Genomic DNA, 22,293 nt, shown 5'->3' with positions numbered 1-22,293 from the left:
CCACGCATCCCAGCGCTTTTTCTCCCCACCCGTCGTCGGTCAGGAACACCGGGACACCCCCCCCCCCCCCCCCCCCCCCCCCCCCCCCCCCGCTTCCGTAGGGACCGGTTCGAGCAGGGGGTCAGACGGCCGAGCCGGCCTTCCACTGCGCCCAGTCCATGTTCCAGCCGTTGAGGCCGTTGTCCGGGGCGACGGTCTTGTCGCCGGTGTTGCGGACGTCGACGACGTCACCGGTGATCGAGTTCTCGTAGAACCAGGAGCCCGGCGTGCTCTTGTCGCCCGCACCCTTGGCGTCCTGGAGGCCGATGCAGCCATGGCTGGTGTTGGCGCCGCCGAAGATGGACGGCGAGCCCCAGTAGTTGCCGTGGATGAACGTGCCGGAGTTCGACAGGCGCATGGCGTGCGGGACGTCCTTGATGTCGTACTCGCCCTTGCCGTCGCCGTCCTTGAAGCCGACGGTCGCGCCGTCCATCCGGGTCTCCTTGAACTTCTCGGAGATCACCATCTTGCCGCTGTACGTCTTGTTCTCGGGCGAGCCCGCGGAGATCGGGATGGTCTTGACGACCTTGCCGTCCCGCATCACCTTCATCTGCTTCGTCTTGGCGTCGACGACGGAGACCTGGTTGCGGCCGATCTTGAACTGCACGGTCTTCTGCTGCACGCCGTAGACCCCGTCGGCGCCCTCGACGCCGTCGAGGTTCAGCTTCAGGGTGACCGTGGAGTTGCCCTTCCAGTACTGCTCGGGCCGGAAGTCCAGGCGGTTCGCGCCGAACCAGTGGCCGGAGATCTCCTGGCCGCTGTCGGACGAGACCTTGACGGCGGACTGGACTTCCTTCTTGTTGGTGATCGCCTTGTCGAAGTTGATCGACACGGGCATACCGACGCCGACCGTGGAGCCGTCCTCGGGCGTGAAGTTGCCGATGAAGCTGTTCGCCTTCGAGACCGTCGTGAACGCCGAGTTCTCGTGCGCCTTGCGGCCCTCGGAGTCCTTGGCGGTCGCCGAGATCTTGTACTTCGTGGCGCGCTCGAGCTGGGCACTGGGCTTCCAGCTCTTCTTGTCCGCGGATATCTTGCCGGCGACGGCGGTGCCGTCATCGGCCTTCATCGTCACGTCCGTGAGCGTTCCCTCGCTCACCGTGACAGCGGCCGCACTGTTGATGCTTGCGTTGTCGGAGCCGTTCTTCGGCGCGATCTTGATCTGGGCGACGGAGGTCTTCTTCGCCGCCGCCTCGTCGACCTGGTTCTGCGACTCCTTGCCGCCCGAAGCCTTGTCGCCGTCGTCGCTGCTGCATGCCGAGAGCACGAGCACCCCGCTCACCAGGGCGGACACGGCCGCGGCGCTCTTGCGCCCACGTCCGAGCCTGCGACGCATACTGTCCGTCATCACACGCATCTCCATAGTTGCCGAATCCCCAGAATCAACCCCGAGAGTCCCCCGTAATCCCGCATAACGTCCTGCCCGGTTCGTCCCGTTCCACTACCGCGAAGAGTGTGGGGAACACCACGTTCCCGGTACTGGAATTGTCTCTCGTCGCCCCTCGGGCTGATGGGGGCCGGACCGTGCGGGGTGAGACGACGGAACCCCGGGCGGCGGTTGCTGCCCGGGGTTCCCGATTCCGCATTCTTCAATCCGGACTACAAGACGTCGTCGTCCTCGTCATCATCCTCGTCCGGGTCCCAGTCCGGTGCGTCGGGGTCGTAGTCGACCGACTCGCTGCTCCACGAGGCCTGGGTGAGCTCGGTGCCCGGCACCTGACTGACCAGGTCGAAGGGGTCCACGAGGTAGGCGAGCGCCTCGGCGACGTCCTCCTGAACCGCGGCCTCCGCGTGTGCCCGCTCCTCGGCGGGCATCTGCTCGTCCTCGGCGATGTGGCCGAGGGCGGCGCCGGTCAGCTTCTCCGCGTCACCCACCTCGACGACCATTTCGACCCTGAGCCGTACAAACCGTGATGTCTCGTCTCCACTCATACGACGGAGGGTACGGCCCCCGGAGCTCGCGACTTTCCCGCGACCCGCACCTTTCATTAGCATCGCCCCACACGGCCAATTCGCCAGCGCCACAAGGGGGATCCGATTCCGTGTCCGCACGCCGATCACTGCTGACCACCGCCGCCGCCGGAGCCCTCCTCGGCGCCCTGTGCTTCGTCCCCTCCGCCAACGCGACATCGCCCGCGACGCACGAGACCCCTCGGAGCGAGAGCGCTCCCTCGCAGCACAGGACCGCGTCCGGGACCCCTGCCGGGACGACCGCCGAGGCCTCCGACCGCCTCGCGGAGACCGGCGGCTTCGACACGACCCCGTACGTCGTCGGCGGCACCGCGTTCCTGGGTCTCGGCGCGGGCTTCGTGGTCTTCTCGGTCCGCAGGGAGCGCACGAGTGGCCCCGCCCCGCGGGCCGCCGCTCTGCCGCGGTGATCACCTCGCAGCCGTACTCCGGCGATACGGAGACCGCGATCGCCGCGGCACACGCGGGCGCGGACGTCGTACGCGATTTGTACGGACGACGGCTCGACCGCATCGACAAGGGCGCGGGCGACTTCGCCACCGAGGCCGACGTGGCGGCCGAGAAGGCGATCCTCGACGTCATACGCGCCGCCCGGCCGGGCGACACCGTGCTCGGCGAGGAGGGCGGCCGGCGAGGGGCTGCCGACGCCGTGCGCCAGTGGCTGGTGGACCCGCTCTGCGGAACCCTGAACTACGCCGTGGGAAACATGCTCGTGGCCGTCAACGTGGCGCTGCGCGACGGCGCGGCCGCGGTGGCGGACCCGTTCAGCGGCGAGGTGTTCCACACGGACGGGACGTCCGCGTGGGTGCGGGACGGAGCGGCCGACGCGCCGCTGGTCCCCTCCCCCGACACCCGGCTCGTCGACGTCAACCTCGATCCGCCCTTCCCGAGCGCGCCCGGATTCCGCGGCGTGGACCTGCTGGCCCACCCGGAGTTCGGTGCGCGGTTCCGGCCGCGGGTCGTGTCCACGACGCTGGCGCTCGCGTGGGTCGCGGCGGGCCGGCGTGCCGCGTACGTCACCGACGGCGGGGACCTCTCCGGCAGTGTGCACTTCGCCGCGGGCATCGCCCTGTGCCGGGCAGCGGGCTGTGTGGTCACCGGAGTTGACGGCGCCCCGCTGGGGCCGGGGGGCCGCGGGCTCGTGGCGGCGGCCGACGCGGAGACCCATGCGCTGCTGCTGTCGATGACCCGCGGCTAGATGCCGGGGAACGGCCCGCAACCCGGCGGTTCGCCCCCGATGGGCCCACGAATCGCCCGCGAGTTGTCCGCGAACTCCTGCGGAATTGTCCGTGATCCGTAACAGACGCATCCTCTCGTCTCCCTGACTCGTCCTGCGGGGTGGCCGCACGGCGGCGACCGGGGAAACGGCGAGGACTTGGCGAGAGGGGCGGGCATGGCACGGCACAGCGGCGGGCGGGGCTGGTACGGCAAGTTGATCGGGGCGGCACTCGGGGTGACGATGCTCGCCACCGGCGCTTCCGTGTGGACCGCGCAGGCCGGCGACGCGGACAACGCGTCGCCGGAGGCGTCCGCTCCTGCCGATCCCGGCCAGAACGTGAAGCCGGTGTCGAGGACCATCGCGCACGCCTCGGAGAAGGGGAAGCGCGGGATCAACATCACCATCGACGACGGCCCCGACCCCAAGTGGACCCCTCGCATGCTCGACCTGCTGCGACAGAACGGGGTGAAGGCCACGTTCTGCATGGTGGGGACGCAGGCGCAGGCCCACCCCGACATCGTGAAGAAGGTCGTCGCGGACGGGCACCGCCTCTGCGACCACTCGATCTCGCACAACACCGGCATGGACAAGGAGTCCAACGCCTACCAGTCCCAGCAGATACTCGACGCCGAACGCATGATCACCAAGGCGTCCGGCGGCGTCCGCCCCATGTACTACCGCGCGCCCGGCGGCGCGTTCACCCCGTACAGCCGCAAGCTCGCCGCCGACCGCGGCATGCGCCCGCTGGGCTGGAACGTGGACACCAAGGACTTCGAGCTCCCGGGCACGGACGCCATCGTCGCGACCGTCGAGCGCGAGCTGCCCAACGGTCCGACGCTCCTCTTCCACGACGCGGGCGGCGACCGCACCCAGACCGTCGAGGCCCTGCGCCGGCTCCTCCCCCGGCTGAAGGCGCAGGGCTACACCTTCGGCTTTCCGGTGCGCTAGAAGACCTGTGCGCCGAAGGACTTGTGCGCTAGGCCAGCGGCCCCGTCACCGGCTCGACCGCCGTCACCAGCGCGCCCGACCTGACGAACGCGTCCGCCGCCGCCAGGTCCGGTGCGAGGAAGCGGTCGGGGCCGGGCCCCTCGACGCCCGCCTTGCGGACGGCTTCGAGGACTGCCTGCGTCGCGGGCGCGGGGGTGAGGCCCTCGCGGAGTTCGACGGCGCGCGTGGCGGCGTACAGCTCGATCGCCACGATGCGGGTGAGGTTGTCGACCGCGGTGCGCAGCTTGCGGGCAGCCGACCACCCCATGGAGACGTGGTCCTCCTGCATGGCGGAGGACGGGATGGAGTCGGCGGAGGCCGGGACGGCGAGCCGCTTCATCTCGCTGACCAGGGCGGCCTGCGTGTACTGGGCGATCATGAGGCCCGAGTCGACGCCCGCGTCGTCCGCGAGGAACGGCGGCAGGCCGTGCGAGCGGTTCTTGTCGAGCAGCCGGTCGGTGCGGCGCTCGGCGATCGAGCCGAGGTCGGCCGCCGCGATGGCCAGGAAGTCGAGGACGTACGCCACCGGGGCGCCGTGGAAGTTGCCGTTGGACTCGACGCGGCCGTCGGGAAGAACGACCGGGTTGTCGACGGCGGCGGCCAGTTCGCGTTCGGCGACGAGCCGTGCGTGGGCCATCGTGTCCCGGCCCGCGCCCGCGACCTGCGGCGCGCACCGCACGGAGTAGGCGTCCTGGACGCGCGGCGCGTCGTCCTGGTGGTGGCCGGTGAGTCCTGACCCGGCGAGGACGGCGAGCATGTTGGCGGCGGAGGCGGCCTGGCCCGGGTGGGGGCGGATGGCGTGCAGCTCGGGCGCGAGGACCTTGTCAGTGCCGAGCAGCGCCTCCAGTGTGAGGGCCGCGGTGATGTCGGCCGACTTGTAGAGGGTCTCCAGGTCGGCGAGGGCCATCACGAGCATGCCGAGCATGCCGTCGGTGCCGTTCAGGAGGGCGAGGCCCTCCTTCTCGCGCAGCTCGACCGGCGTGATGCCGTGCGCGGCGAGCAGCTCGCCCGCGGGCCGCACCTCCCCGTCCGGGCCCTCCGCGTCGCCCTCGCCCATCAGCGTCAGCGCGCAGTGGCTGAGCGGCGCGAGGTCGCCGGAGCAGCCGAGGGAGCCGTACTCGTGGACGACGGGCGTGATGCCCGCGTTGAGCACGTCGGCCATGGTCTGCGCGACCTCGGGGCGTACGCCCGTGTGGCCGGAGCAGACCGTCTTCAGGCGCAGGAACATCAGCGCGCGCACCACTTCGCGCTCCACCCGCGGGCCCATGCCGGCCGCGTGCGAGCGGACGATGTTGCGCTGCAACTGGGCGCGGAGTTCCGGGCCGATGTGACGGCTGGCCAGGGCGCCGAAACCGGTCGAGACGCCGTACACGGGCTCGGGCTTGGCCGCGAGCGCGTCGACGATCTCGCGGGCGGCGGCGAGCGCCGCGCGCGCGTCGGCGGAGAGTTCGATCCGTGCGTTGCCGCGCGCGACGGCGATGACGTCCGCCGCGGTCGTCCCGGAGGTCCCAAGGGCCACGGTGCCCACGCTGTGCATATCCATATTCAGCAGCGTACGGACTGAATCGCCAGGTGTCACGGGCGGAATTGACGTGAGCCACTTACCGCGAGGTCAGCCGCGTCCGAGCGCTTACGGGGCGGCGCGCCCAACCCATCACGATCATGCCGCTGTCAACCGCCGGTGGGCCGCGGCCCCCGCCCCCGGAACGTGCGCCGCTCCCCCGTCCGACGGGCCCCCGCGGGCGCGTCCGCGAGCCGCACCACCGGGTCGTCCACACCCTCGCGCCCCGCCACCACCGGCTTCGCCGCACGCGCGGCCTTCGCCCGGTACTGCGCCGCGTCCGCGAGCCGGAAGAGGCGCCGGGCCGAGCGCACCGCGCCGATCGGGTCCCCGGTCGACGCCACTCCGCACGCGACCCCGTCGCCGAGCTCCAACTCGGATGCGCGTACGCAGAGTTCGTCGGCGACCCGCACCACCTCGTCGGCGGTGGGCCCGACCGCGACGAGGCAGAACTCGTCGCCGCCGAGGCGTGCCGCGAGCGTCCCCGGCAGCATCGCGCCGCAGAGCGAGAGGACCGAGCCGAAGCGTTCGAGGAGGCGGTCGCCGACCGCGTGGCCCTGGGTGTCGTTGACCCGCTTGAGGCCGTTGACGTCACAGACGACCAGGCTCACCACGGCCCCCTCGGCGAGGTGCCGCTCCACCGCCTCGTCGAGTCGCAGGTCGACCGCGCGACGGTTGGCGAGCCCCGTCAGGGCGTCCGTGAAGGCCAGGCGGCGCGCCTCCTCCAGACGCTCGGTCTGCGCGATCCCTGCGGCCACCACCGCCGTCAGGACCGTCGCGAAGTCCGCGTCGGCCCGCTCGAAGACCGGCGCGCCCGGCGGCCGCGCCACGTACAGCTCGCCCCACGCGCGCCCGTGCAGCACGACCGGGGCGACCACGCAGCAGCCGCGGCCCCGGCGGCGCAGGGCGGCGACGCGCTGGTGGCAGTAGCCGGGCTCGCGGGCGTCGGCGGGGCCCTCGGCGGTCTCGACCCAGGCGTGCGGTTCGCCGCCGCCCGCCCAGTGCTCGTGCAGGAACTCGGTGATCTCCGGGAACTGGTGGACGGGGTACGCCTCGCTCTCCGGGAACTCCTCCTCGCCGTGGACGCGTTGCCCCGCGTTCACGAGGACCCGCAGCCGGCCCATGTCCCGCTCCCACACGGACAGCGCGGCGAAGCTCCCGTTCAGTGCGCGGCAGGTGCCGAGAGCGGCCGCCCGCCAGGACTCGCGCGGAGTGTGCGCGGCGGCCATTCCCTGCGCCAGCTCGACCACGGCCCGCAGCCGGACATCCTCACCCATTTCACTAGATTAGGAGGTTTAGGGCGTTTTGGAACCTCGGCGCAATGGAAACCTCCCTGCTCACACCGCTGGGGCCCCGGCTCCGCTACTCGCCGGGCCACTCCGGCTTCCGCTTCTCGTTGAAGGCCGCGACACCCTCCGCCCGGTCGGCCGAGAACGCCACCGTGCGCCACGCCGCGTCCTCGACCTCCAGGCCCGCCCGCAGGTCGAGGCCGTGCCCGAGGCGCAGGGCGCGCTTGGCCGCGCGCAGGCCGACCGGCGAGTTCGCGGCGATGCGGGCGCCGAGCGCCAGCGCCTCCGTGCGGGCCTCGCCCTCCGCCACCAGCAGGTCCACCAGACCCAACTCCCGCGCCTCCGCGGCCTCCACGCGGCGCGCGGAGAAGATCAGCTCGGCGGCGCGGGCGGCGCCCACGCGGCGCGGCAGGAGCTGGGTTCCGCCACCGCCGGGGATGACACCGACGGACACCTCGGGAAGTCCCACGACCGCGGTCCCGTCCGCGACGATCATGTCGCAGGAGAGCGCGAGCTCGAACCCGCCGCCGAGCGCGAAGCCGTGCACGGCGGCGACGGTGGGCATCGGAAGCTCCAGGACGCCGGTGTACGAGGCGCGGGTCGTGGGACGCTGGCGGCGCAGCTCGGCGTCGCTGAAGGAGTTCCGCTCCTTCAGGTCGGCGCCCACGCAGAACGCCCGCTCGTGGGTGGAGGTCAGGACGACGACGCGGGCGTCGTGGTCCTCGGACAGGGCGGCGCAGGCGGCGGCGATGGAGCGGGCCATCTCCGAGGAGACGGCGTTCATCGCCTTGGGGCGGTCGAGGACGAGCTCGACGACGTGGCCGTGCCGCCTGACCGCCACGTACTCCCCGTACCGCTGCTCGTCGCCCATGACGCTCCTCCACCTCCGGTTAACGACCGTTACGCGGGGATCATGTCACCGGGCCGGTCCGGGAGGGAAGGGACTCCTCAGCCTCTCCGCGCCAGGAGCCACGGCTCGACGACGCCGAGACCGCGGACCGGGCGCTGCCACATCGGCTGGAGCGCGAAGCGGTACGAGGGCGGCACCTCGCCCTCCTTCTCCGCCGCGGCGGCCTCCTCAGCGGCCTGCGTCTCGGAGGCGGGCGCGTCGCCCGTGCGGGTCAGCTCCTCCGCGAAGGCGCCGTCCACGAGGACGGCGTCCCGCGGCGCTATCGACGTGAGGCGGCTCGCGAGGTTCACGGTCGTGCCGAAGACGTCGCCCATGCGGGTCGTCACCGTCCCGAAGGCGATGCCGACGCGCAGCTCCGGCATCGTCTCGTCGTTGGCCATGGTCTCGATGAGGCGCAGTGCGATCTCGGCGGCGACGCCCGCGTCGTCGGCGGCGTACAGGACCTCGTCGCCGAGGGTCTTGATGAGCCGCCCGCCGTGCGCGGCGACGAGATCGGCGGCGGTGGTCTCGAAGGCCTCGACGAGCTCGCCGAGCTCCTCCTCCTCCATGCGCCGGGTCAGCCGGGTGAACCCGACGAGGTCGGCGAAGCCGACGGCGAGCCGCCGGTCCACCATCTCCTCGTCGTCCGCGGCCTGCACGACGCGGCCGGTGGCGGCGGCGAGCTGGCGGCGCCACACGTAGACGAGGAACTCCTCCAGCTCGGGCAGGAGCAGCTCGATCAGCGGATACGTGACCTCGGTCCGCGTCATGCCCGGCTCGGGCGGCTCCGTCAGCCCCTCCAGGAAAGAGTCGATCTGCCACTCGGCGAGCCGGGCGGTGGTCTGCCCCGTCGACCGGGCCACCTGCACGGCCATGGCCTCGCTCAGCAGGCCCGCCTCGACGAGGCCCGCGAGGCGGCGCAGAGCGAGTACGTCCGCTTCGGTGAGGGCCTTGGCCTGCCCGATGTCCGGAAAGCCCATGGCCCGCCAGAAGCGGGACGCCAGCTCCATCGAGACGCCCGCACTGCGGGCGGCCTGGAAGGGGGTGTAGCGACGGTCGGCGCCGAGGATGAGCTGTTCGAGGCGGAGGGCGAGGGGGTCCTTCTCCGCGTCACCTTCACCCTTCTCGCCCACTTCGGGTACGCCGAAGTCGTTGCTCGCACGGCCGGCCACGGACCCGGCGGTACGGCCGTCCCCGCCGTCGGAGGCGGGGTGCTCGCCCTCGCCCGAGCCCGTGTCGTCGACGGTCACGCCTGCTGCCCTTCCGATCTGCCGCGGTCAGGTATCGACCGGCGCCAACTTTACGGCAGGTGTGCCGCAGCTCACTCCCGACGGGCCCCGGCCCTTGAACGGTCCCGCCCAGGTGGACCCCTCCCCGCGTGGGCGAGTGCGGTCCGTGGCGGCCGCTCGCACAGTTCCCCGCGCCCACAGCACCCCGTACCCCTGAAAGCAAAAGCCCACAACGTCCCACACCTCCAGGACACCCCCTCGGGGCTCGCCCCCTGGGAGGCCGAGGCCCCCACCGGGCCGCACCCGCACAACCGGCCCGAGGGGGCGCGGGGGTATGTGCGCACGGAGCACCGAGCGGACTGTGGCGTCTTTGCCCGTGCAGCGGGGCGCAGGGATGGCGAGTACGTACATACCCCCGCGCCCCCGCCCCAGAGACGAAGCCAGGGGCGCGGGGAACTGCGCGACAAGCCACAACGCACCCGCAGCCGAAAACGCACCCGAAGAACCCCGCCCGAGAAGAACGACGCACCCGAAGAACCCCGCCCGAGAAGAACGACGCACCCGAAGAACCCCGCCCGAGAAGAACGACGCCCCCGAAAAACCCCGCCCAAGGCCCAGGGGCCAGAACCCTCAGACTCCCCGCAAATGCACGATGTCCCCCGCCCCCACGGGCTCCTGCACCCCGTCCTCCGTAGCGAGGACCAGACGGCCGTCGCCGTCCACGGCCACCGCCTCGCCCACCAGGGAACGGTCGCCGGGGAGTTCCGCGCGGACCCGGCGGCCCAGCGTCGCGCAGCCCGCCGCGTAGGTCTCCTGGAGGCGGGAGGCGGCGGGGTCGCCGGACGCGTCGCGCCAGGTGGTGTACCAGTCCTCCAGGGAGCGGAGCACGGCCCGGAGCAAGGGATCACGGTCCGTGACCCTCGCACCGGCCAGGGCGAGCGATCCCGCCGTGGGTACGGGCAGCTCGTCCTCGCGCAGCGTGACGTTGAGGCCGACGCCGATGACGATGCCCCCGCCGGACGCCGAGCCCGCCCGCTCCGCGAGGATGCCGCCCGCCTTCCGTTCCTGGTCACCGACCGTTACCAGGAGGTCGTTCGGCCACTTGAGTGCCGTGTCCACACCCGCGACCCGCGAGAGGCCCGTCGCCACCGCGACGCCCGTGAGCAGCGGCAGCCACCCCCACCGTTCGACCGGCACCTCCGCCGGCTTGAGCAGCACGGAGAAGAAGAGGCCGGAGCGCGCGGGCGCGGACCAGCGGCGATCGAGGCGGCCGCGCCCCGCGCTCTGCTCCTCGGCGACGAGGACCGCCCCTTCGGGAAGCTCGTCCGCGCGCGCCGCGAGGTCGGAGTTGGTGGAGCCGGTCGCGGCCACCACGTCGAGGGAGGACCACAAACCGCCGTCCCTGAGCAGCGTCCGACGGAGCGAGGCCGCGTTCAGGGGCGGCCTTTCGAGGTCGGACCAGCGGTTGTCTTCAGCATCTGACGGCGTCATGCAAGCCACCTTAGGTGTGGCAAACGCCGCACTGCCGAACGGTATCGGCGCCGATACGCTACGGGTCAGTAGCCAGCCGTACAGCCGTAGACAAGCACCTTTGAGCAGGCAGGGAGCCGCATCCCGATGTCCGAGCCGGAACAGCCCAACGTGCCCGCGTCAGACCGCACCGCCGAAGACGGCGCCATCGACATCCATACGACCGCGGGGAAACTTGCCGACCTGCAGCGCCGCATCGAGGAGGCCAAGCACGCGGGCTCGGCCCGAGCGGTCGAGAAGCAGCACGCCAAGGGGAAGCTGACGGCGCGCGAACGCATTGAACTGCTGCTCGACGAGGGTTCCTTCGTCGAGCTCGACGAGTTCGCCCAGCACCGGTCGACCAACTTCGGCCTGGAGAAGAACCGGCCGTACGGCGACGGCGTGGTGACCGGCTACGGCACCGTCGACGGCCGCCCGGTCGCCGTGTTCTCCCAGGACTTCACCGTCTTCGGCGGCGCGCTCGGCGAGGTCTTCGGCCAGAAGATCGTCAAGGTCATGGACTTCGCGCTGAAGACCGGCTGCCCGGTCATCGGCATCAACGACTCCGGCGGCGCCCGCATCCAGGAGGGCGTCATGGCCCTCGGCATGTACGGCGAGATCTTCCGCCGCAACACGCACGCCTCCGGTGTGATCCCGCAGATCTCCCTGGTCGTCGGGCCGTGCGCGGGCGGCGCCGTCTACTCCCCGGCGATCACCGACTTCACGGTCATGGTCGACCAGACCTCGCACATGTTCATCACCGGACCCGACGTCATCAAGACCGTCACCGGCGAGGACGTGGGCTTCGAGGAGCTCGGCGGCGCCCGGACCCACAACAGCACCTCCGGTGTCGCGCACCACATGGCGGGCGACGAGAAGGACGCGATCGAGTACGTCAAGTCGCTCCTGTCGTACCTGCCTTCGAACAACCTCAGCGAGCCGCCGGCCTTCCCCGAGGAGGCGGACCTCGCGCCCACGGACGAGGACCTGGCGCTGGACACGCTGATCCCGGACAGCGCGAACCAGCCGTACGACATGCACGGCGTCATCGAGCACGTCCTGGACGACGCCGAGTTCTTCGAGACGCAGCCGCTGTTCGCGCCGAACATCCTCACCGGCTTCGGCCGGGTCGAGGGCCACCCGGTGGGCATCGTCGCCAACCAGCCGACGCAGTTCGCGGGCTGTCTGAACATCGACGCCTCGGAGAAGGGCGCCCGCTTCGTCCGCACCTGCGACGCGTTCAACATCCCGGTCATCACCTTCGTCGACGTGCCGGGCTTCCTGCCGGGCGTCGAGCAGGAGCACACGGGCATCATCCGCCGCGGCGCGAAGCTCATCTACGCGTACGCGGAGGCCACCGTCCCGCTGATCACGATCATCACGCGCAAGGCGTTCGGCGGCGCGTACGACGTGATGGGCTCCAAGCACCTGGGCGCCGACCTGAACCTGGCCTGGCCGACTGCGCAGATCGCGGTGATGGGCGCGCAGGGCGCGGTCAACATCCTGCACCGCCGCACGATCGCCGAGGCCGGGGACGACGTCGAGGAGGTCAGGACGCGGCTCATCCAGGAGTACGAGGACGCCCTGCTCAACCCGTACACGGCGGCCGAGCGCGGCTACGTCGACGCGGTGATCATGCCGTCCGAAACCCGCTCCCACCTCGTGCGCGGCCTGCGTCAGCTGCGTACGAAGCGGGAATCCCTCCCTCCGAAGAAGCACGGCAACATCCCCCTGTAAGCCGCGATCACGTAAGGAGCCCTCATGATCAAGGTCGTACGCGGAAATCCGACCCCGGAGGAGCTCGCCGCCGCCCTGGCGGTGGTCCAGGTGCGCGCCGCGGCGGTGGCGGACGGACCGTCCGGCGCGCCCGCGCCGCCCGACTCCTGGGCGGACCCCGCGCGGGTGGCCCGCCACCGGCTGCCCGCCCCCTCGCCGACCGCGTGGGGCCGCAGCTACTGGCCCGGCTAGCGCCGGGACGGCCCCGGGCCCGGGGAACTTGAGTACGCGTACTCAGGCGCCCCGGCCCGCCCGGCCGCAGTATCGATTGCATGCTGTGGTCGGACCCGGAGAACAACCCTCCGAAGGACATGCGGGACCTGCAGGCGAAGATGCGCCGCGCGGGCCTCGTCCTCGCCCTGGCGATGGTCATCGCGATGTTCGTGCTCAACACCCACTGAGGACCGCACCCAGTGAGGAGCGCACGCCTGCCGCGCCCGCGCGGGCGATCGCTACGCTGACCGCATGACTGATCAGCCCCGCCGTCTCGTCCTCGCCTCCCAGTCGCCCGCCAGGCTCGGCCTGCTCCGGCAGGCGGGCCTCGCCCCCGAGGTGATCGTCAGCGGTGTCGACGAGGACAAGGTGTCCGCGCCGACCCCCGCGGAGCTCGCCCTCGCCCTGGCCGAGGCCAAGGCGTCCGTGGTCGCCGCGCGGCCCGACGCCAAGGGCGCACTGGTCATCGGCTGCGACTCGGTCCTCGAGCTGGACGGCCGGGCGCTCGGCAAGCCGTCCGACGCCGAGGACGCCACCGCCCGCTGGAAGTCCATGCGCGGCCGCGCGGGCGTCCTGCAGACCGGTCACTGCGTCCGCGACACCGTCTCCGGGCGGTACGCGTCGGCGACGGCGTCCACCGTCGTCCGTTTCGGCGAGCCCTCCGACGCCGAGATCGCCGCGTACGTGGCGAGCGGTGAACCGCTGCACGTGGCGGGGGCGTTCACGCTGGACGGCCGCTCGGCGCCGTTCATCGAGGGCATCGAGGGCGATCACGGCAACGTCATCGGCCTCTCGCTGCCGCTGCTGCGCCGCCTCCTCGCGGAACTGGGCGTGGGCATCACGGAGTTGTGGCGGCAGTAGCCTCAGGCGGCCTGCGGTTGGGCCGCCTCGCCCTCCTGCTGCGCCTTCCTCTCGTACGCCACGAGCGTGAGGACGATCAGGCCGAGCACGACCATCATGAACGCGAACGCGGCCCAGCCCACCAGGCCGACGCAGAAGGCGCCCAGAAGCGCGTGCACGACGGCGCAGCTGATCAGGAGGATGCGTCCGAAGGTGCCGGGGGCGCGGTCGCGTGCGGCGGCGCGGGCGAGGACGAACGCGCACAGCGCGAGGTAGCCGCCGACGAGGGCGCCGGCGATCCAGGTCGAGACGGTCATCGCCTGCGGATCGAGGCCGGCCAGGGACATGTCCTGGTTGTCGACGACGTAGCCGAGAATCACGTTGAGGAGCGCGATGCCGACCGCCTCCGCGAGGAGAACGATCGCGCCAACCCAGGCCACCGGTCTGCGCGCCACGGCGCCCACCCTCTTCCGCTTGCTGTTACCGCTAGTACGTCCGAGCCATCGCGAACGCTACTAACGGGTAGAACGGGGGACAAGGGCTGCGCCGCGGGCAAAGAATCATTGGGCCATTCGTAGGGACTCCACAAAGAAAGCCGGGCGTCCGCAGCGCTGACTCACAGAGACCTTGACCACACCGGAGGGCTACGCTGCCGTGGAGGGACCCTGCGTACCGCGGTGCGACAAGGGTTTTCGCGAACCTAGCCGGTCTCGAGTGACACTCCGTGTGGGCAAGCTCACCATTGGGGACGGGTCGTAAGGCCGTGTCGGCAGTCCCTAAACTCGGCTTGTTTCAAGGAGGGAGCCATCGTGCGCAAGGTGCTCATCGCCAACCGTGGCGAAATCGCTGTCCGCGTTGCCCGGGCATGCCGGGATGCAGGGATCGCGAGCGTAGCCGTCTACGCAGACCCTGACAGGGACGCGCTGCATGTACGGGCAGCCGATGAGGCGTTCGCGCTGGGCGGTGACACTCCGGCCACCAGCTACCTGGACATTTCCAAGGTGCTGGCCGCGGCCAAGGACGCGGGGGCGGACGCCATCCACCCCGGCTACGGCTTCCTTTCGGAGAACGCCGACTTCGCGCAGGCCGTCATCGACGCGGGCCTGAACTGGATCGGCCCGCCGCCGCAGGCCATCCGCGACCTCGGCGACAAGGTCGCCGCGCGCCACATCGCGCAGCGCGCGGGCGCCCCGCTGGTCGCGGGCACGCCCGACCCGGTGTCCGGCGCCGACGAGGTCGTCGCCTTCGCCGAGGCGAACGGCCTGCCGATCGCCATCAAGGCGGCGTTCGGCGGTGGCGGCCGCGGTCTGAAGGTCGCCCGCACGCTCGAAGAGGTCCCGGAGCTGTACGACTCCGCGGTGCGCGAGGCCGTGGCGGCCTTCGGCCGCGGTGAGTGCTTCGTGGAGCGCTACCTCGACAAGCCGCGGCACGTCGAGACCCAGTGCCTCGCCGACAAGCACGGCAACGTCGTGGTCGTCTCGACCCGTGACTGCTCGCTGCAGCGCCGCCACCAGAAGCTCGTCGAGGAGGCGCCCGCGCCGTTCCTGACCGCCGAGCAGAACGCCGAGCTGTACGCCGCCTCCAAGGCGATCCTCAAGGAGGCCGGCTACGTCGGCGCGGGCACCGTCGAGTTCCTCGTCGGCGTCGACGGCACGATCTCCTTCCTGGAGGTCAACACCCGCCTGCAGGTGGAGCACCCGGTCACCGAGGAGGTCGCCGGCATCGACCTCGTCCGCGAGATGTTCCGCATCGCCGACGGCGAGGAGCTCGGTTACGACGACCCCGAACTGCGCGGTCACTCCTTCGAGTTCCGCATCAACGGCGAGGACCCGGGCCGCAACTTCCTGCCCGCGCCCGGCACCGTCACCACGTTCGCGCCGCCGTCGGGCCCCGGTGTCCGCCTGGACGCGGGTGTCGAGTCCGGCTCGGTCATCGGCCCGGCCTGGGACTCGCTCCTCGCCAAGCTGATCGTCACCGGCGCCACCCGTGAGCAGGCGCTGCAGCGCGCCTCCCGCGCGCTGGCGGAGTTCAACGTCGAGGGCATGGCCACGGCCATCCCCTTCCACCGCGCCGTCGTCACGGACCCGGCGTTCGCGCCCGAGCTGACCGGCTCCAGCGACCCGTTCACGATCCACACCCGGTGGATCGAGACCGAGTTCGTCAACGAGATCCCGCCGTTCACGGCCACCGGAGACGGCGAGACGGACGAGGAGCCGGGCCGCGAGACGGTCGTCGTCGAGGTCGGCGGCAAGCGCCTGGAGGTCTCGCTGCCGTCGTCGCTGGGCATGACCATCGCGCGCACCGCGGCGGCGGGCGGCGCCCGCCCCAAGCGCCGCGCGGCCAAGAAGTCGGGCCCCGCGGCGTCCGGTGACACCCTCGCCTCGCCCATGCAGGGCACGATCGTCAAGATCGCGGTCGAGGAGGGCCAGGAGGTCAAGGAGGGCGACCTGATCGTCGTCCTGGAGGCCATGAAGATGGAACAGCCCCTGAACGCGCACCGGTCGGGCACGGTCAAGGGTCTCGCCGCGGAGGTCGGCGCGAGCCTGACGTCCGGCGCGGTGATCTGCGAGATCAAGGACTGACCGCAGCAGACACACGCGCGAAGGGCCGGGCCGGTCTCTCCGGCCCGGCCCTTCGGCATTCGCACCTGCCCCCGGAACCGCCCCCGCCCCGCCCCGCGTCCTCCCCCGCGTAGAGCCGAAGGCCACGGGGGGACTTCAGTGAAACGCACGGGGGACGTCGTCGGGCTGCTCGCAGCGGCAGCCGTCATCGGTACGACCGGATGGTTCGCGGCCGCCGCGAACGCCGGGCAGCGCTACGAGGCCGGGCTCGCCCTCGGCCTGTCCACGGCTCTGTCCGTCGCGCTCCTGCGCCGCTTCACCCACCTGCCGCTGGGCAGACGCCGCCCCTACACCTTCGCGCTGCCCCTGCCCGCGCCCGACTGGTCGGCCGCGCCGCCGGACCCGGACGGCGACCCGGCAGCCCTGCGCCCGCACGCCGAACGGCAGGCCGGGCTGCTCAGCGACGCCTCCGCGCTCGGCGACACGCTCCGCCGCACCTGCACGCTCGCGCCGCAACTGCGCGCGGAGCTCGCCTCGTTCGCGGTCACCGCGTCGATCCAGGCGAGCAACTCCGTGATCGCCCCGGTCGGCGAGGGCCCGCGGAGCCCCGACCCGGCGTACGACGCGGCGCACGCCCTCGGCGAGCTCGTCGCGGCGGTCGAGTTCAGCCGCATCGGGATGCGCGCCCTGGAGGCCCTGGTGACGGAGCGGCCGCTGCGGCCCGACCCGCCCTGCTACTTCAACCCGCTGCACGACCGCGGCCACGCGCGCGTGGCGCTTCCCGGCGCCCCTGACGGCACCGAGGAGGTCGCCGCCTGCCACGGCTGCGCCAAGGGCCCCGAGCCGCTCCTTGTGCCGTCGGAGGGCGGCCCGGTGCCGTACTACGACAGCGACGCCGTCGACGCCCGCTGGCGGCTCCTCGGCTACGGCGCGGTCGTCCCGGACAACGGCGCCACGATGATCGCGACGGCGCGGGACGGCTTCCGCGACCCGGGACCGGCGGCGCCCACCGGCGGTGGCCTCAAGAAGTTTCGTACGAAGGTGAGTTGATGATCATGAGTGACCTGGTCACCGGTGTGCTGAGCGGTCTCGTCCTCGGCACCTGTGTCACGTATCCGCTGGTCCTGTGGCTGACCCGGAACCTGAGCGGCGGCTCCCTGCCGCCGCATCGCCGCGAGCGCAGGGCCCGCGCGGAGCTGGACGCCTTCTTCGCCCGCCAGGATCCCTGACCACGGGCAGTGGCATCCTTGGGGGACGCGTACGTTCACGAAGGGTGCGGGGATGACGACCGGCACGGGCCAGCAGGCGAGAGCGCCGCAGCAGGCGGCACAGTCGGCGCGCACCATGCGGGCCGACGCCCGCCGCAACTACGACCGGCTGCTCGCCGAGGCGCGCTCCGCCTTCGCCGAGCACGGCACGGGCGCGTCCCTGGAGGACGTGGCGCGCCGCGCGGGCGTCGGCATCGGCACGCTCTACCGGCACTTCCCCAACCGGCACGCGCTGATGAGCGCGGTATGGAAGGACGCGGTGTGCGACCTGCTCGCGCGTTCGCACGCGCTGCTCGACGACCCGCAGCCGTGCTCCGCGCTGGTGGCGTGGCTGCGCGCCATCATCACTCATGCGGGTGAGTATCGCGGCCTGTCGAGCGCGCTCATGTCGGCGTCGCACGACGACACTTCGGCGCTCGCGCAGTGCAGCATGCCCATGCGCGAGGCCGGCGCGGCCCTGCTGCTCCGTGCGCAGGAGGCGGGGGCGGTGCGGCCCGACGTCTCCATCGGCGACCTGCTCCAGCTGACCAACGCGATCTCCCTGGCGGCCGAGGAGACTCCGGACGATCCGGAGCTGGCCGACCGCCTGCTCACGCTGACCCTGCGGGGGCTGAAGGCCGACGGGCGGACACCGGCGTAGCACCGGCGCCCACCCGGGGTGCCGTCACGGTCCGTGACGGCACCGCGACCCCGCCCGACGGTCCCGCGGCCGCCTGGGGTTCACAGGCAGGCTCTCAGCGGCGGCGCAGGTCCGCGACCCGCGCCGCCCGTTCCCCGGGGGGCTGTTCCCCGAGGAGCGCACTGCGCAACTGCTGGCCCGGGCCCGCCCCGTGGTTGCGACGCTGACCCGGCAGGGGCACGTCCCGGCGCGGCTGGCGCCCCGCCGGGACGGAGTCGACACCGGGCGCGGAGTTAGGGCCTGCGGCACCGCCCGCCACCGTGATCTGGACGCCCTGGTCGGCCAGGGCCTGCAGTTCCGTGGCGGCCCGGTCGTCGTGACCCGGTGGTTCGTCCGTGACCAGGCGGGTGATGACGTCCGTCGGCACCGTCTGGAACATCGTGTCGGTGCCGAGCTTGGTGTGGTCCGCGAGGACCACGACCTCGGCCGCCGCCTGGACCAGCGCGCGGTCCACGCTCGCGGAGAGCATGTTGGACGTGGAGAGGCCGCGCTCGGCGGTCAGACCACTGCCCGACAGGAAGGCCCGTGACACCCGCAGCCCCTGGAGGGACTGCTCGGCCCCGCTGCCCACCAGCGCGTAGTTCGAGCCGCGCAGGGTGCCGCCGGTCATGACGACTTCCACCCTGTTGGCGTGTGCCAGCGCCTGTGCCACCAGGAGGGAGTTGGTGACTACGGTCAGGCCGGGTACCCGCGCGAGCCGTCGGGCCAGCTCCTGCGTGGTCGTACCCGCCCCGACGACGATGGCTTCGCCCTCTTCGACGAGGCCCGCCGCGAGATCGGCGATTGCCGTCTTCTCGGCGGTCGCGAGATGTGATTTCTGCGGAAAGCCGGACTCCCGCGTGAATCCGCCCGGCAATACCGCACCGCCATGTCGGCGGTCGAGGAGTCCTTCTGCCTCCAGCGCGCGCACGTCCCGCCGTACGGTCACTTCGGAGGTCTGGACGACGCGGGCGAGCTCACGGAGCGATACCGCCCCGTTGGCCCGCACCATTTCGAGGATCAATTGGCGACGTTCTGCAGCGAACACGAAACTGACAGTAACCCCAACGACCGTCTGCTTTCAGCAGTTTGCGCCGAATTACCGAAGTTGTTCGCACGGCAGGGTGGGAAGTGGTATAGGTGCTTACTCTCCCCGCCTATGCCGCGCGAATGGGCGACAACAGTGCGTGACCTGCGGAGAGTTGTTTCAGGCCGCCGACAGGATCAGCCTTCGCCCGCCGTCTTCCGGGTGTGCAGCTGACGCGCCACCTCCGCGATCGATCCCGAAAGCGACGGGTACACGGTGAACGCATTCGCGATCTGCTCGACCGTCAGATTGTTGTCGACCGCGATCGAGATGGGGTGGATCAGTTCCGAAGCGCGCGGTGCCACGACCACACCGCCGACCACGATGCCCGTGCCCGGACGGCAGAAGATCTTGACGAAGCCGTCGCGGATGCCCTGCATCTTCGCGCGCGGATTGCGCAGCAGCGGCAGCTTCACCACGCGGGCGTCGATCTTTCCGGCGTCGACGTCGGCCTGGCTGTAGCCGACGGTCGCGATCTCCGGGTCGGTGAAGACGTTCGCCGACACGGCCTTCAGGTTGAGCGGCTGCACGGCGTCGCCCAGGAAGTGGTACATCGCGATGCGGCCCTGCATGGCGGCGACGGAGGCCAGCGCGAAGATCCCGGTCACGTCACCGGCCGCGTACACGCCGGGGGCCGACGTCCGCGACACCTTGTCGGTCCAGATGTGCCCGGAGTCCTTCAGCTTGACCCCGGCCTCCTCCAGGCCCATGCCGCTGCTGTTCGGGATGGCGCCGACGGCCATCAGGCAGTGCGATCCCGAGATGACGCGGCCGTCGGCGAGGGTGACCTCGACCCGGTCCCCGACGCGCTTGGCGGAAGCGGCGCGGGAGCGGGACATCACGTTCATGCCGCGGCGCCGGAAGACGTCCTCCAGGACGGCGGCGGCGTCCGGGTCCTCACCCGGAAGCACCCGGTCACGACTGGACACGAGAGTCACGTTCGACCCGAGCGCCTGATAGGCACCGGCGAACTCGGCACCGGTCACACCCGAGCCGACCACGATGAGCTCCTCGGGCAGCTCGTCGAGGTCGTACACCTGGGTCCAGTTCAGGATCCGCTCGCCGTCGGGCTGGGCGTCGGGCACCTCGCGCGGGTGGCCACCGGTCGCGATCAGCACGGCATCGGCGACAAGAGTCTCCTCGCTCCCGTCCGCGGCCCGCACGACGACCTTCCGCGACCCGTCGACGTCCTGCTGCCCCTCGATCCGCCCGCGACCGCGCAGCACGCGCGCACCGGCCCGTGTCACCGACGCGGTGATGTCGTGGGACTGGGCGAGCGCGAGCCGCTTCACACGGCGGTTGACCTTGCCCAGATCGACACCGACCACGCGCGCGGGCGTGTCGATGTGCGGGGTGTCGTCGGCGACGATGATCCCCAGCTCCTCGTACGAGGAATCGAAGGTGGTCATCACCTCGGCCGTGGCGATCAGAGTCTTGGACGGCACGCAGTCGGTGAGCACCGACGCCCCGCCCAGACCGTCGCAGTCGACGACGGTCACCTCCGCGCCGAGCTGGGCGGCCGTAAGAGCCGCCTCGTATCCGCCGGGTCCGCCGCCAATGATCACGATCCGAGTCACGTACTCCATTGTCCCGCACGCTTCAAGGTGCTCACTCCCCGGGGGCCTCCGTCCGTGCGACGGCCCCCCGTCCGGGCGGTCCTCCCGTTCCAGGAGGGGCGCACTTGATTGCTGCCGTACCCTCGACCACATGTCGCTCTACGCCGCGTACGCCGGCAATCTGGATCCGCGGCTCATGTCACGCCGCGCACCGCACTCACCGCTGCGCGCGACCGGGTGGCTGACGGGCTGGCGGCTCACGTTCGGCGGGGAACACATGGGCTGGGAAGGCGCGCTGGCCACGCTCGTCGAGGCGCCGCGCTCCCAGGTCTTCGTCACGCTCTACGACATCGCCCCCATGGACGAGGACTCCATGGACCGCTGGGAAGGCGTCGGCCTCGACATCTACCGGCGCATGCGGGTCCGCGTGGACACCCTGGAGGGCGAGGAACCCGCTTGGGTGTACGTCCTCAACGGTTACGAGGGAGGGCTCCCCTCGGCCCGCTACCTGGGCGAACTCGCGGACGCGGCGGAATCGGCGGGGGCACCCCACGACTATGTGATGGAACTGCGCAAGCGCCCTTGCTAGGGCCTTCGCCCCGGCTCTCCCCCACATCTCGTCGGAAACGACAAGACAACGATCGCAATCCCGTGGGCATCGTCATCTACGCGCGTAGGCCATGAGCGGCTACTCTCGTCCGCGTGAACGCTTCAGTTATTCCGGACGACATCCAGGGCGACCCGTACGCCGCCGCCGACGCCGCCGCCGCGCGTCTTCGCGAGCTGACGGGCGCCGAGACCCACGACGTCGCCCTCGTGATGGGCTCCGGCTGGGCGCCGGCCGTCGACGCGCTGGGCGAGCCCGAGGCGGACTTCGCCGTCACCGAGCTGCCCGGCTTCCCGCCGCCGGCGGTCGAGGGCCACGGCGGCCGCATCCGCTCCTTCAAGATCGGCGCCAAGCGCGTGCTGGTCTTCCTGGGCCGCACCCACTACTACGAGGGCCGTGGCGTGGCCGCCGTCTCGCACGGCGTCCGCACCGCCGTCGCCGCCGGCTGCAAGACCATCGTGCTGACCAACGGCTGCGGTGGCCTGCGCGAGGGCATGCGCCCCGGCCAGCCGGTACTGATCAGCGACCACCTCAACCTGACGGCGACGTCCCCGATCGTCGGCGCGAACTTCGTCGACCTCACGGACCTCTACTCCCCGCGCCTGCGCGCCCTCTGCAAGGAGATCGACCCCTCCCTCGAGGAGGGCGTCTACGCGCAGTTCCCCGGCCCGCACTACGAGACCCCGGCGGAGATCCGCATGGCCCGCACCATCGGTGCGGACCTGGTCGGCATGTCCACGGTCCTCGAGGCGATCGCGGCGCGTGAGGCGGGTGCGGAGGTCCTCGGCATCTCCCTGGTCACGAACCTCGCCGCGGGCATGACGGGCGAGCCCCTCAACCACGAGGAGGTCCTCCAGGCGGGCCGCGACAGCGCGACGCGCATGGGCGAGCTCCTGGGCCAGGTCCTGGGCCGCGTCTGACGCTCCGCGAACGGGAAGGTGGGCACCCGGCGCGCCCCCGCGACGGATGCCCACCCGCCCGGCTCGCCCCGCGACATCCCGCGCACGCAGGAGCCCCCAACCCCGCCGCTCCGCGGCGAA

General features: G+C 71.7%; 23 protein-coding genes. 13 read left to right on the top strand and 10 right to left on the bottom strand.

Annotated features, from left to right (window positions below; genetic code table 11):
- Window positions 1–121 precede the first annotated feature (121 nt).
- Together AC07DO_RS21635 and AC07DO_RS21630 are read right to left on the bottom strand one after the other, a co-directional pair.
- The gene (locus tag AC07DO_RS21635) at window positions 122–1,384 is read right to left on the bottom strand and encodes a L,D-transpeptidase (RefSeq protein WP_479061769.1); all 1,263 of its coding nucleotides are present in this window, start codon (window positions 1,382–1,384) and stop codon (window positions 122–124) included.
- 251 nt (window positions 1,385–1,635) lie between these two features.
- Window positions 1,636–1,968: a hypothetical protein gene (locus tag AC07DO_RS21630; protein WP_479061768.1), complete on the bottom strand. Its 333-nt coding sequence runs from the start codon at window positions 1,966–1,968 to the stop codon at window positions 1,636–1,638.
- 110 nt (window positions 1,969–2,078) lie between these two features.
- On the opposite strand from AC07DO_RS21630, the gene AC07DO_RS21625 reads away from it, so the two are divergent.
- From AC07DO_RS21625 to AC07DO_RS21615, 3 genes are all read left to right on the top strand, one after another.
- Window positions 2,079–2,414 carry an LAETG motif-containing sortase-dependent surface protein gene (locus tag AC07DO_RS21625; RefSeq protein WP_479061766.1) on the top strand — a complete coding sequence of 112 codons (336 nt, stop codon included), beginning with the start codon at window positions 2,079–2,081 and terminating at the stop codon, window positions 2,412–2,414.
- Window positions 2,411–3,202, top strand: coding sequence for an inositol monophosphatase family protein (locus AC07DO_RS21620; RefSeq protein WP_479061764.1), 792 nt, complete (start codon window positions 2,411–2,413; stop codon window positions 3,200–3,202). The genes AC07DO_RS21625 and AC07DO_RS21620 overlap by 4 nt, the downstream gene beginning before the upstream one ends.
- A gap of 195 nt (window positions 3,203–3,397) precedes the next feature.
- Window positions 3,398–4,171, top strand: coding sequence for a polysaccharide deacetylase family protein (locus AC07DO_RS21615; RefSeq protein ID WP_479061762.1), 774 nt, complete (start codon window positions 3,398–3,400; stop codon window positions 4,169–4,171).
- 28 nt (window positions 4,172–4,199) lie between these two features.
- Here AC07DO_RS21615 and hutH read toward each other — a convergent pair whose 3' ends face one another.
- The 5 genes from hutH to AC07DO_RS21590 form a co-directional block, all read right to left on the bottom strand.
- The gene (gene hutH / locus AC07DO_RS21610) at window positions 4,200–5,738 is read right to left on the bottom strand and encodes a histidine ammonia-lyase (protein ID WP_479062457.1); all 1,539 of its coding nucleotides are present in this window, start codon (window positions 5,736–5,738) and stop codon (window positions 4,200–4,202) included.
- A gap of 143 nt (window positions 5,739–5,881) precedes the next feature.
- Window positions 5,882–7,048, bottom strand: coding sequence for a GGDEF domain-containing protein (locus AC07DO_RS21605; RefSeq protein WP_479061761.1), 1,167 nt, complete (start codon window positions 7,046–7,048; stop codon window positions 5,882–5,884).
- 85 nt (window positions 7,049–7,133) lie between these two features.
- Complete coding sequence (locus AC07DO_RS21600) at window positions 7,134–7,931, bottom strand: enoyl-CoA hydratase/isomerase family protein (RefSeq protein WP_479061758.1); 798 nt, start codon at window positions 7,929–7,931, stop codon at window positions 7,134–7,136.
- A gap of 77 nt (window positions 7,932–8,008) precedes the next feature.
- Entirely contained in the window at window positions 8,009–9,199 is a 1,191-nt protein-coding gene (locus AC07DO_RS21595; protein ID WP_479061756.1) for an adenylate/guanylate cyclase domain-containing protein, read from the bottom strand.
- A 609-nt stretch (window positions 9,200–9,808) separates the two neighbouring features.
- Window positions 9,809–10,669 carry a biotin--[acetyl-CoA-carboxylase] ligase gene (locus AC07DO_RS21590; protein ID WP_479061754.1) on the bottom strand — a complete coding sequence of 287 codons (861 nt, stop codon included), beginning with the start codon at window positions 10,667–10,669 and terminating at the stop codon, window positions 9,809–9,811.
- Between the two features lie 126 nt (window positions 10,670–10,795).
- Between AC07DO_RS21590 and AC07DO_RS21585 the strand changes: the two genes are divergently transcribed.
- The 4 genes from AC07DO_RS21585 (at window position 10,796) to AC07DO_RS21570 (ending at window position 13,537) form a co-directional block, all read left to right on the top strand.
- Window positions 10,796–12,424, top strand: a complete 1,629-nt coding sequence (locus AC07DO_RS21585; protein ID WP_479061752.1) for an acyl-CoA carboxylase subunit beta — start codon at window positions 10,796–10,798, stop codon at window positions 12,422–12,424.
- Window positions 12,425–12,448: 24 nt separating this feature from the next.
- Window positions 12,449–12,655, top strand: coding sequence for an acyl-CoA carboxylase subunit epsilon (locus AC07DO_RS21580; protein ID WP_150216520.1), 207 nt, complete (start codon window positions 12,449–12,451; stop codon window positions 12,653–12,655).
- Between the two features lie 80 nt (window positions 12,656–12,735).
- Window positions 12,736–12,864 (top strand): morphogenic membrane protein MmpB, encoded by a 129-nt coding sequence (mmpB, locus tag AC07DO_RS21575; protein WP_479061750.1) that lies wholly within the window; start codon window positions 12,736–12,738, stop codon window positions 12,862–12,864.
- A 64-nt stretch (window positions 12,865–12,928) separates the two neighbouring features.
- Complete coding sequence (locus AC07DO_RS21570; RefSeq protein WP_479061748.1) at window positions 12,929–13,537, top strand: nucleoside triphosphate pyrophosphatase; 609 nt, start codon at window positions 12,929–12,931, stop codon at window positions 13,535–13,537.
- Window positions 13,538–13,539: 2 nt separating this feature from the next.
- Here AC07DO_RS21570 and AC07DO_RS21565 read toward each other — a convergent pair whose 3' ends face one another.
- The gene (locus AC07DO_RS21565; RefSeq protein ID WP_479061747.1) at window positions 13,540–13,971 is read right to left on the bottom strand and encodes a hypothetical protein; all 432 of its coding nucleotides are present in this window, start codon (window positions 13,969–13,971) and stop codon (window positions 13,540–13,542) included.
- A gap of 354 nt (window positions 13,972–14,325) precedes the next feature.
- On the opposite strand from AC07DO_RS21565, the gene AC07DO_RS21560 reads away from it, so the two are divergent.
- The 4 genes from AC07DO_RS21560 (at window position 14,326) to AC07DO_RS21545 (ending at window position 17,985) form a co-directional block, all read left to right on the top strand.
- Window positions 14,326–16,098, top strand: a complete 1,773-nt coding sequence (locus AC07DO_RS21560; protein WP_479061744.1) for an acetyl/propionyl/methylcrotonyl-CoA carboxylase subunit alpha — start codon at window positions 14,326–14,328, stop codon at window positions 16,096–16,098.
- Between the two features lie 138 nt (window positions 16,099–16,236).
- Complete coding sequence (locus AC07DO_RS21555) at window positions 16,237–17,127, top strand: hypothetical protein (RefSeq protein ID WP_479061742.1); 891 nt, start codon at window positions 16,237–16,239, stop codon at window positions 17,125–17,127.
- A 5-nt stretch (window positions 17,128–17,132) separates the two neighbouring features.
- Complete coding sequence (locus AC07DO_RS21550; protein ID WP_161237085.1) at window positions 17,133–17,306, top strand: hypothetical protein; 174 nt, start codon at window positions 17,133–17,135, stop codon at window positions 17,304–17,306.
- Between the two features lie 115 nt (window positions 17,307–17,421).
- Window positions 17,422–17,985 (top strand): TetR/AcrR family transcriptional regulator, encoded by a 564-nt coding sequence (locus AC07DO_RS21545; protein ID WP_479062456.1) that lies wholly within the window; start codon window positions 17,422–17,424, stop codon window positions 17,983–17,985.
- Window positions 17,986–18,079: 94 nt separating this feature from the next.
- Here AC07DO_RS21545 and AC07DO_RS21540 read toward each other — a convergent pair whose 3' ends face one another.
- Both AC07DO_RS21540 and AC07DO_RS21535 read right to left on the bottom strand, forming a co-directional pair.
- On the bottom strand, window positions 18,080–19,051 hold the full coding sequence (locus AC07DO_RS21540) for a DeoR/GlpR family DNA-binding transcription regulator (protein WP_479061740.1): 972 nt from the start codon (window positions 19,049–19,051) through the stop codon (window positions 18,080–18,082).
- A gap of 176 nt (window positions 19,052–19,227) precedes the next feature.
- Entirely contained in the window at window positions 19,228–20,676 is a 1,449-nt protein-coding gene (locus AC07DO_RS21535) for an NAD(P)H-quinone dehydrogenase (RefSeq protein ID WP_479061738.1), read from the bottom strand.
- A 121-nt stretch (window positions 20,677–20,797) separates the two neighbouring features.
- On the opposite strand from AC07DO_RS21535, the gene AC07DO_RS21530 reads away from it, so the two are divergent.
- Both AC07DO_RS21530 and AC07DO_RS21525 read left to right on the top strand, forming a co-directional pair.
- Window positions 20,798–21,235: a gamma-glutamylcyclotransferase family protein gene (locus AC07DO_RS21530; RefSeq protein ID WP_055568517.1), complete on the top strand. Its 438-nt coding sequence runs from the start codon at window positions 20,798–20,800 to the stop codon at window positions 21,233–21,235.
- A gap of 113 nt (window positions 21,236–21,348) precedes the next feature.
- Complete coding sequence (locus AC07DO_RS21525; RefSeq protein ID WP_479061737.1) at window positions 21,349–22,173, top strand: purine-nucleoside phosphorylase; 825 nt, start codon at window positions 21,349–21,351, stop codon at window positions 22,171–22,173.
- Window positions 22,174–22,293 lie beyond the last annotated feature (120 nt).

The organism is Streptomyces sp. NPDC045678, assembly GCF_056432085.1.
The sequence above is the reverse complement of the archived record's forward strand: the minus strand, read 5'-3'. Positions and strand labels throughout refer to the sequence as shown.

Bases quoted from the DNA above. Each gene is read 5' to 3' on its own strand.
- AC07DO_RS21615 (WP_479061762.1), top strand. From the start codon at position 3,398: ATGGCACGGCACAGCGGCGGGCGGGGCTGGTACGGCAAGTTGATCGGG.
- AC07DO_RS21630 (WP_479061768.1), bottom strand. From the start codon at position 1,968: ATGAGTGGAGACGAGACATCACGGTTTGTACGGCTCAGGGTCGAAATG.
- AC07DO_RS21550 (WP_161237085.1), top strand. From the start codon at position 17,133: ATGAGTGACCTGGTCACCGGTGTGCTGAGCGGTCTCGTCCTCGGCACC.
- AC07DO_RS21545 (WP_479062456.1), top strand. From the start codon at position 17,422: ATGCGGGCCGACGCCCGCCGCAACTACGACCGGCTGCTCGCCGAGGCG.
- AC07DO_RS21535 (WP_479061738.1), bottom strand. From the start codon at position 20,676: ATGGAGTACGTGACTCGGATCGTGATCATTGGCGGCGGACCCGGCGGA.
- AC07DO_RS21600 (WP_479061758.1), bottom strand. From the start codon at position 7,931: ATGGGCGACGAGCAGCGGTACGGGGAGTACGTGGCGGTCAGGCGGCAC.
- mmpB (WP_479061750.1), top strand. From the start codon at position 12,736: ATGCTGTGGTCGGACCCGGAGAACAACCCTCCGAAGGACATGCGGGAC.
- AC07DO_RS21605 (WP_479061761.1), bottom strand. From the start codon at position 7,048: ATGGGTGAGGATGTCCGGCTGCGGGCCGTGGTCGAGCTGGCGCAGGGA.
- AC07DO_RS21585 (WP_479061752.1), top strand. From the start codon at position 10,796: ATGTCCGAGCCGGAACAGCCCAACGTGCCCGCGTCAGACCGCACCGCC.
- AC07DO_RS21530 (WP_055568517.1), top strand. From the start codon at position 20,798: ATGTCGCTCTACGCCGCGTACGCCGGCAATCTGGATCCGCGGCTCATG.
- AC07DO_RS21590 (WP_479061754.1), bottom strand. From the start codon at position 10,669: ATGACGCCGTCAGATGCTGAAGACAACCGCTGGTCCGACCTCGAAAGG.
- AC07DO_RS21580 (WP_150216520.1), top strand. From the start codon at position 12,449: ATGATCAAGGTCGTACGCGGAAATCCGACCCCGGAGGAGCTCGCCGCC.
- AC07DO_RS21570 (WP_479061748.1), top strand. From the start codon at position 12,929: ATGACTGATCAGCCCCGCCGTCTCGTCCTCGCCTCCCAGTCGCCCGCC.
- AC07DO_RS21635 (WP_479061769.1), bottom strand. From the start codon at position 1,384: ATGACGGACAGTATGCGTCGCAGGCTCGGACGTGGGCGCAAGAGCGCC.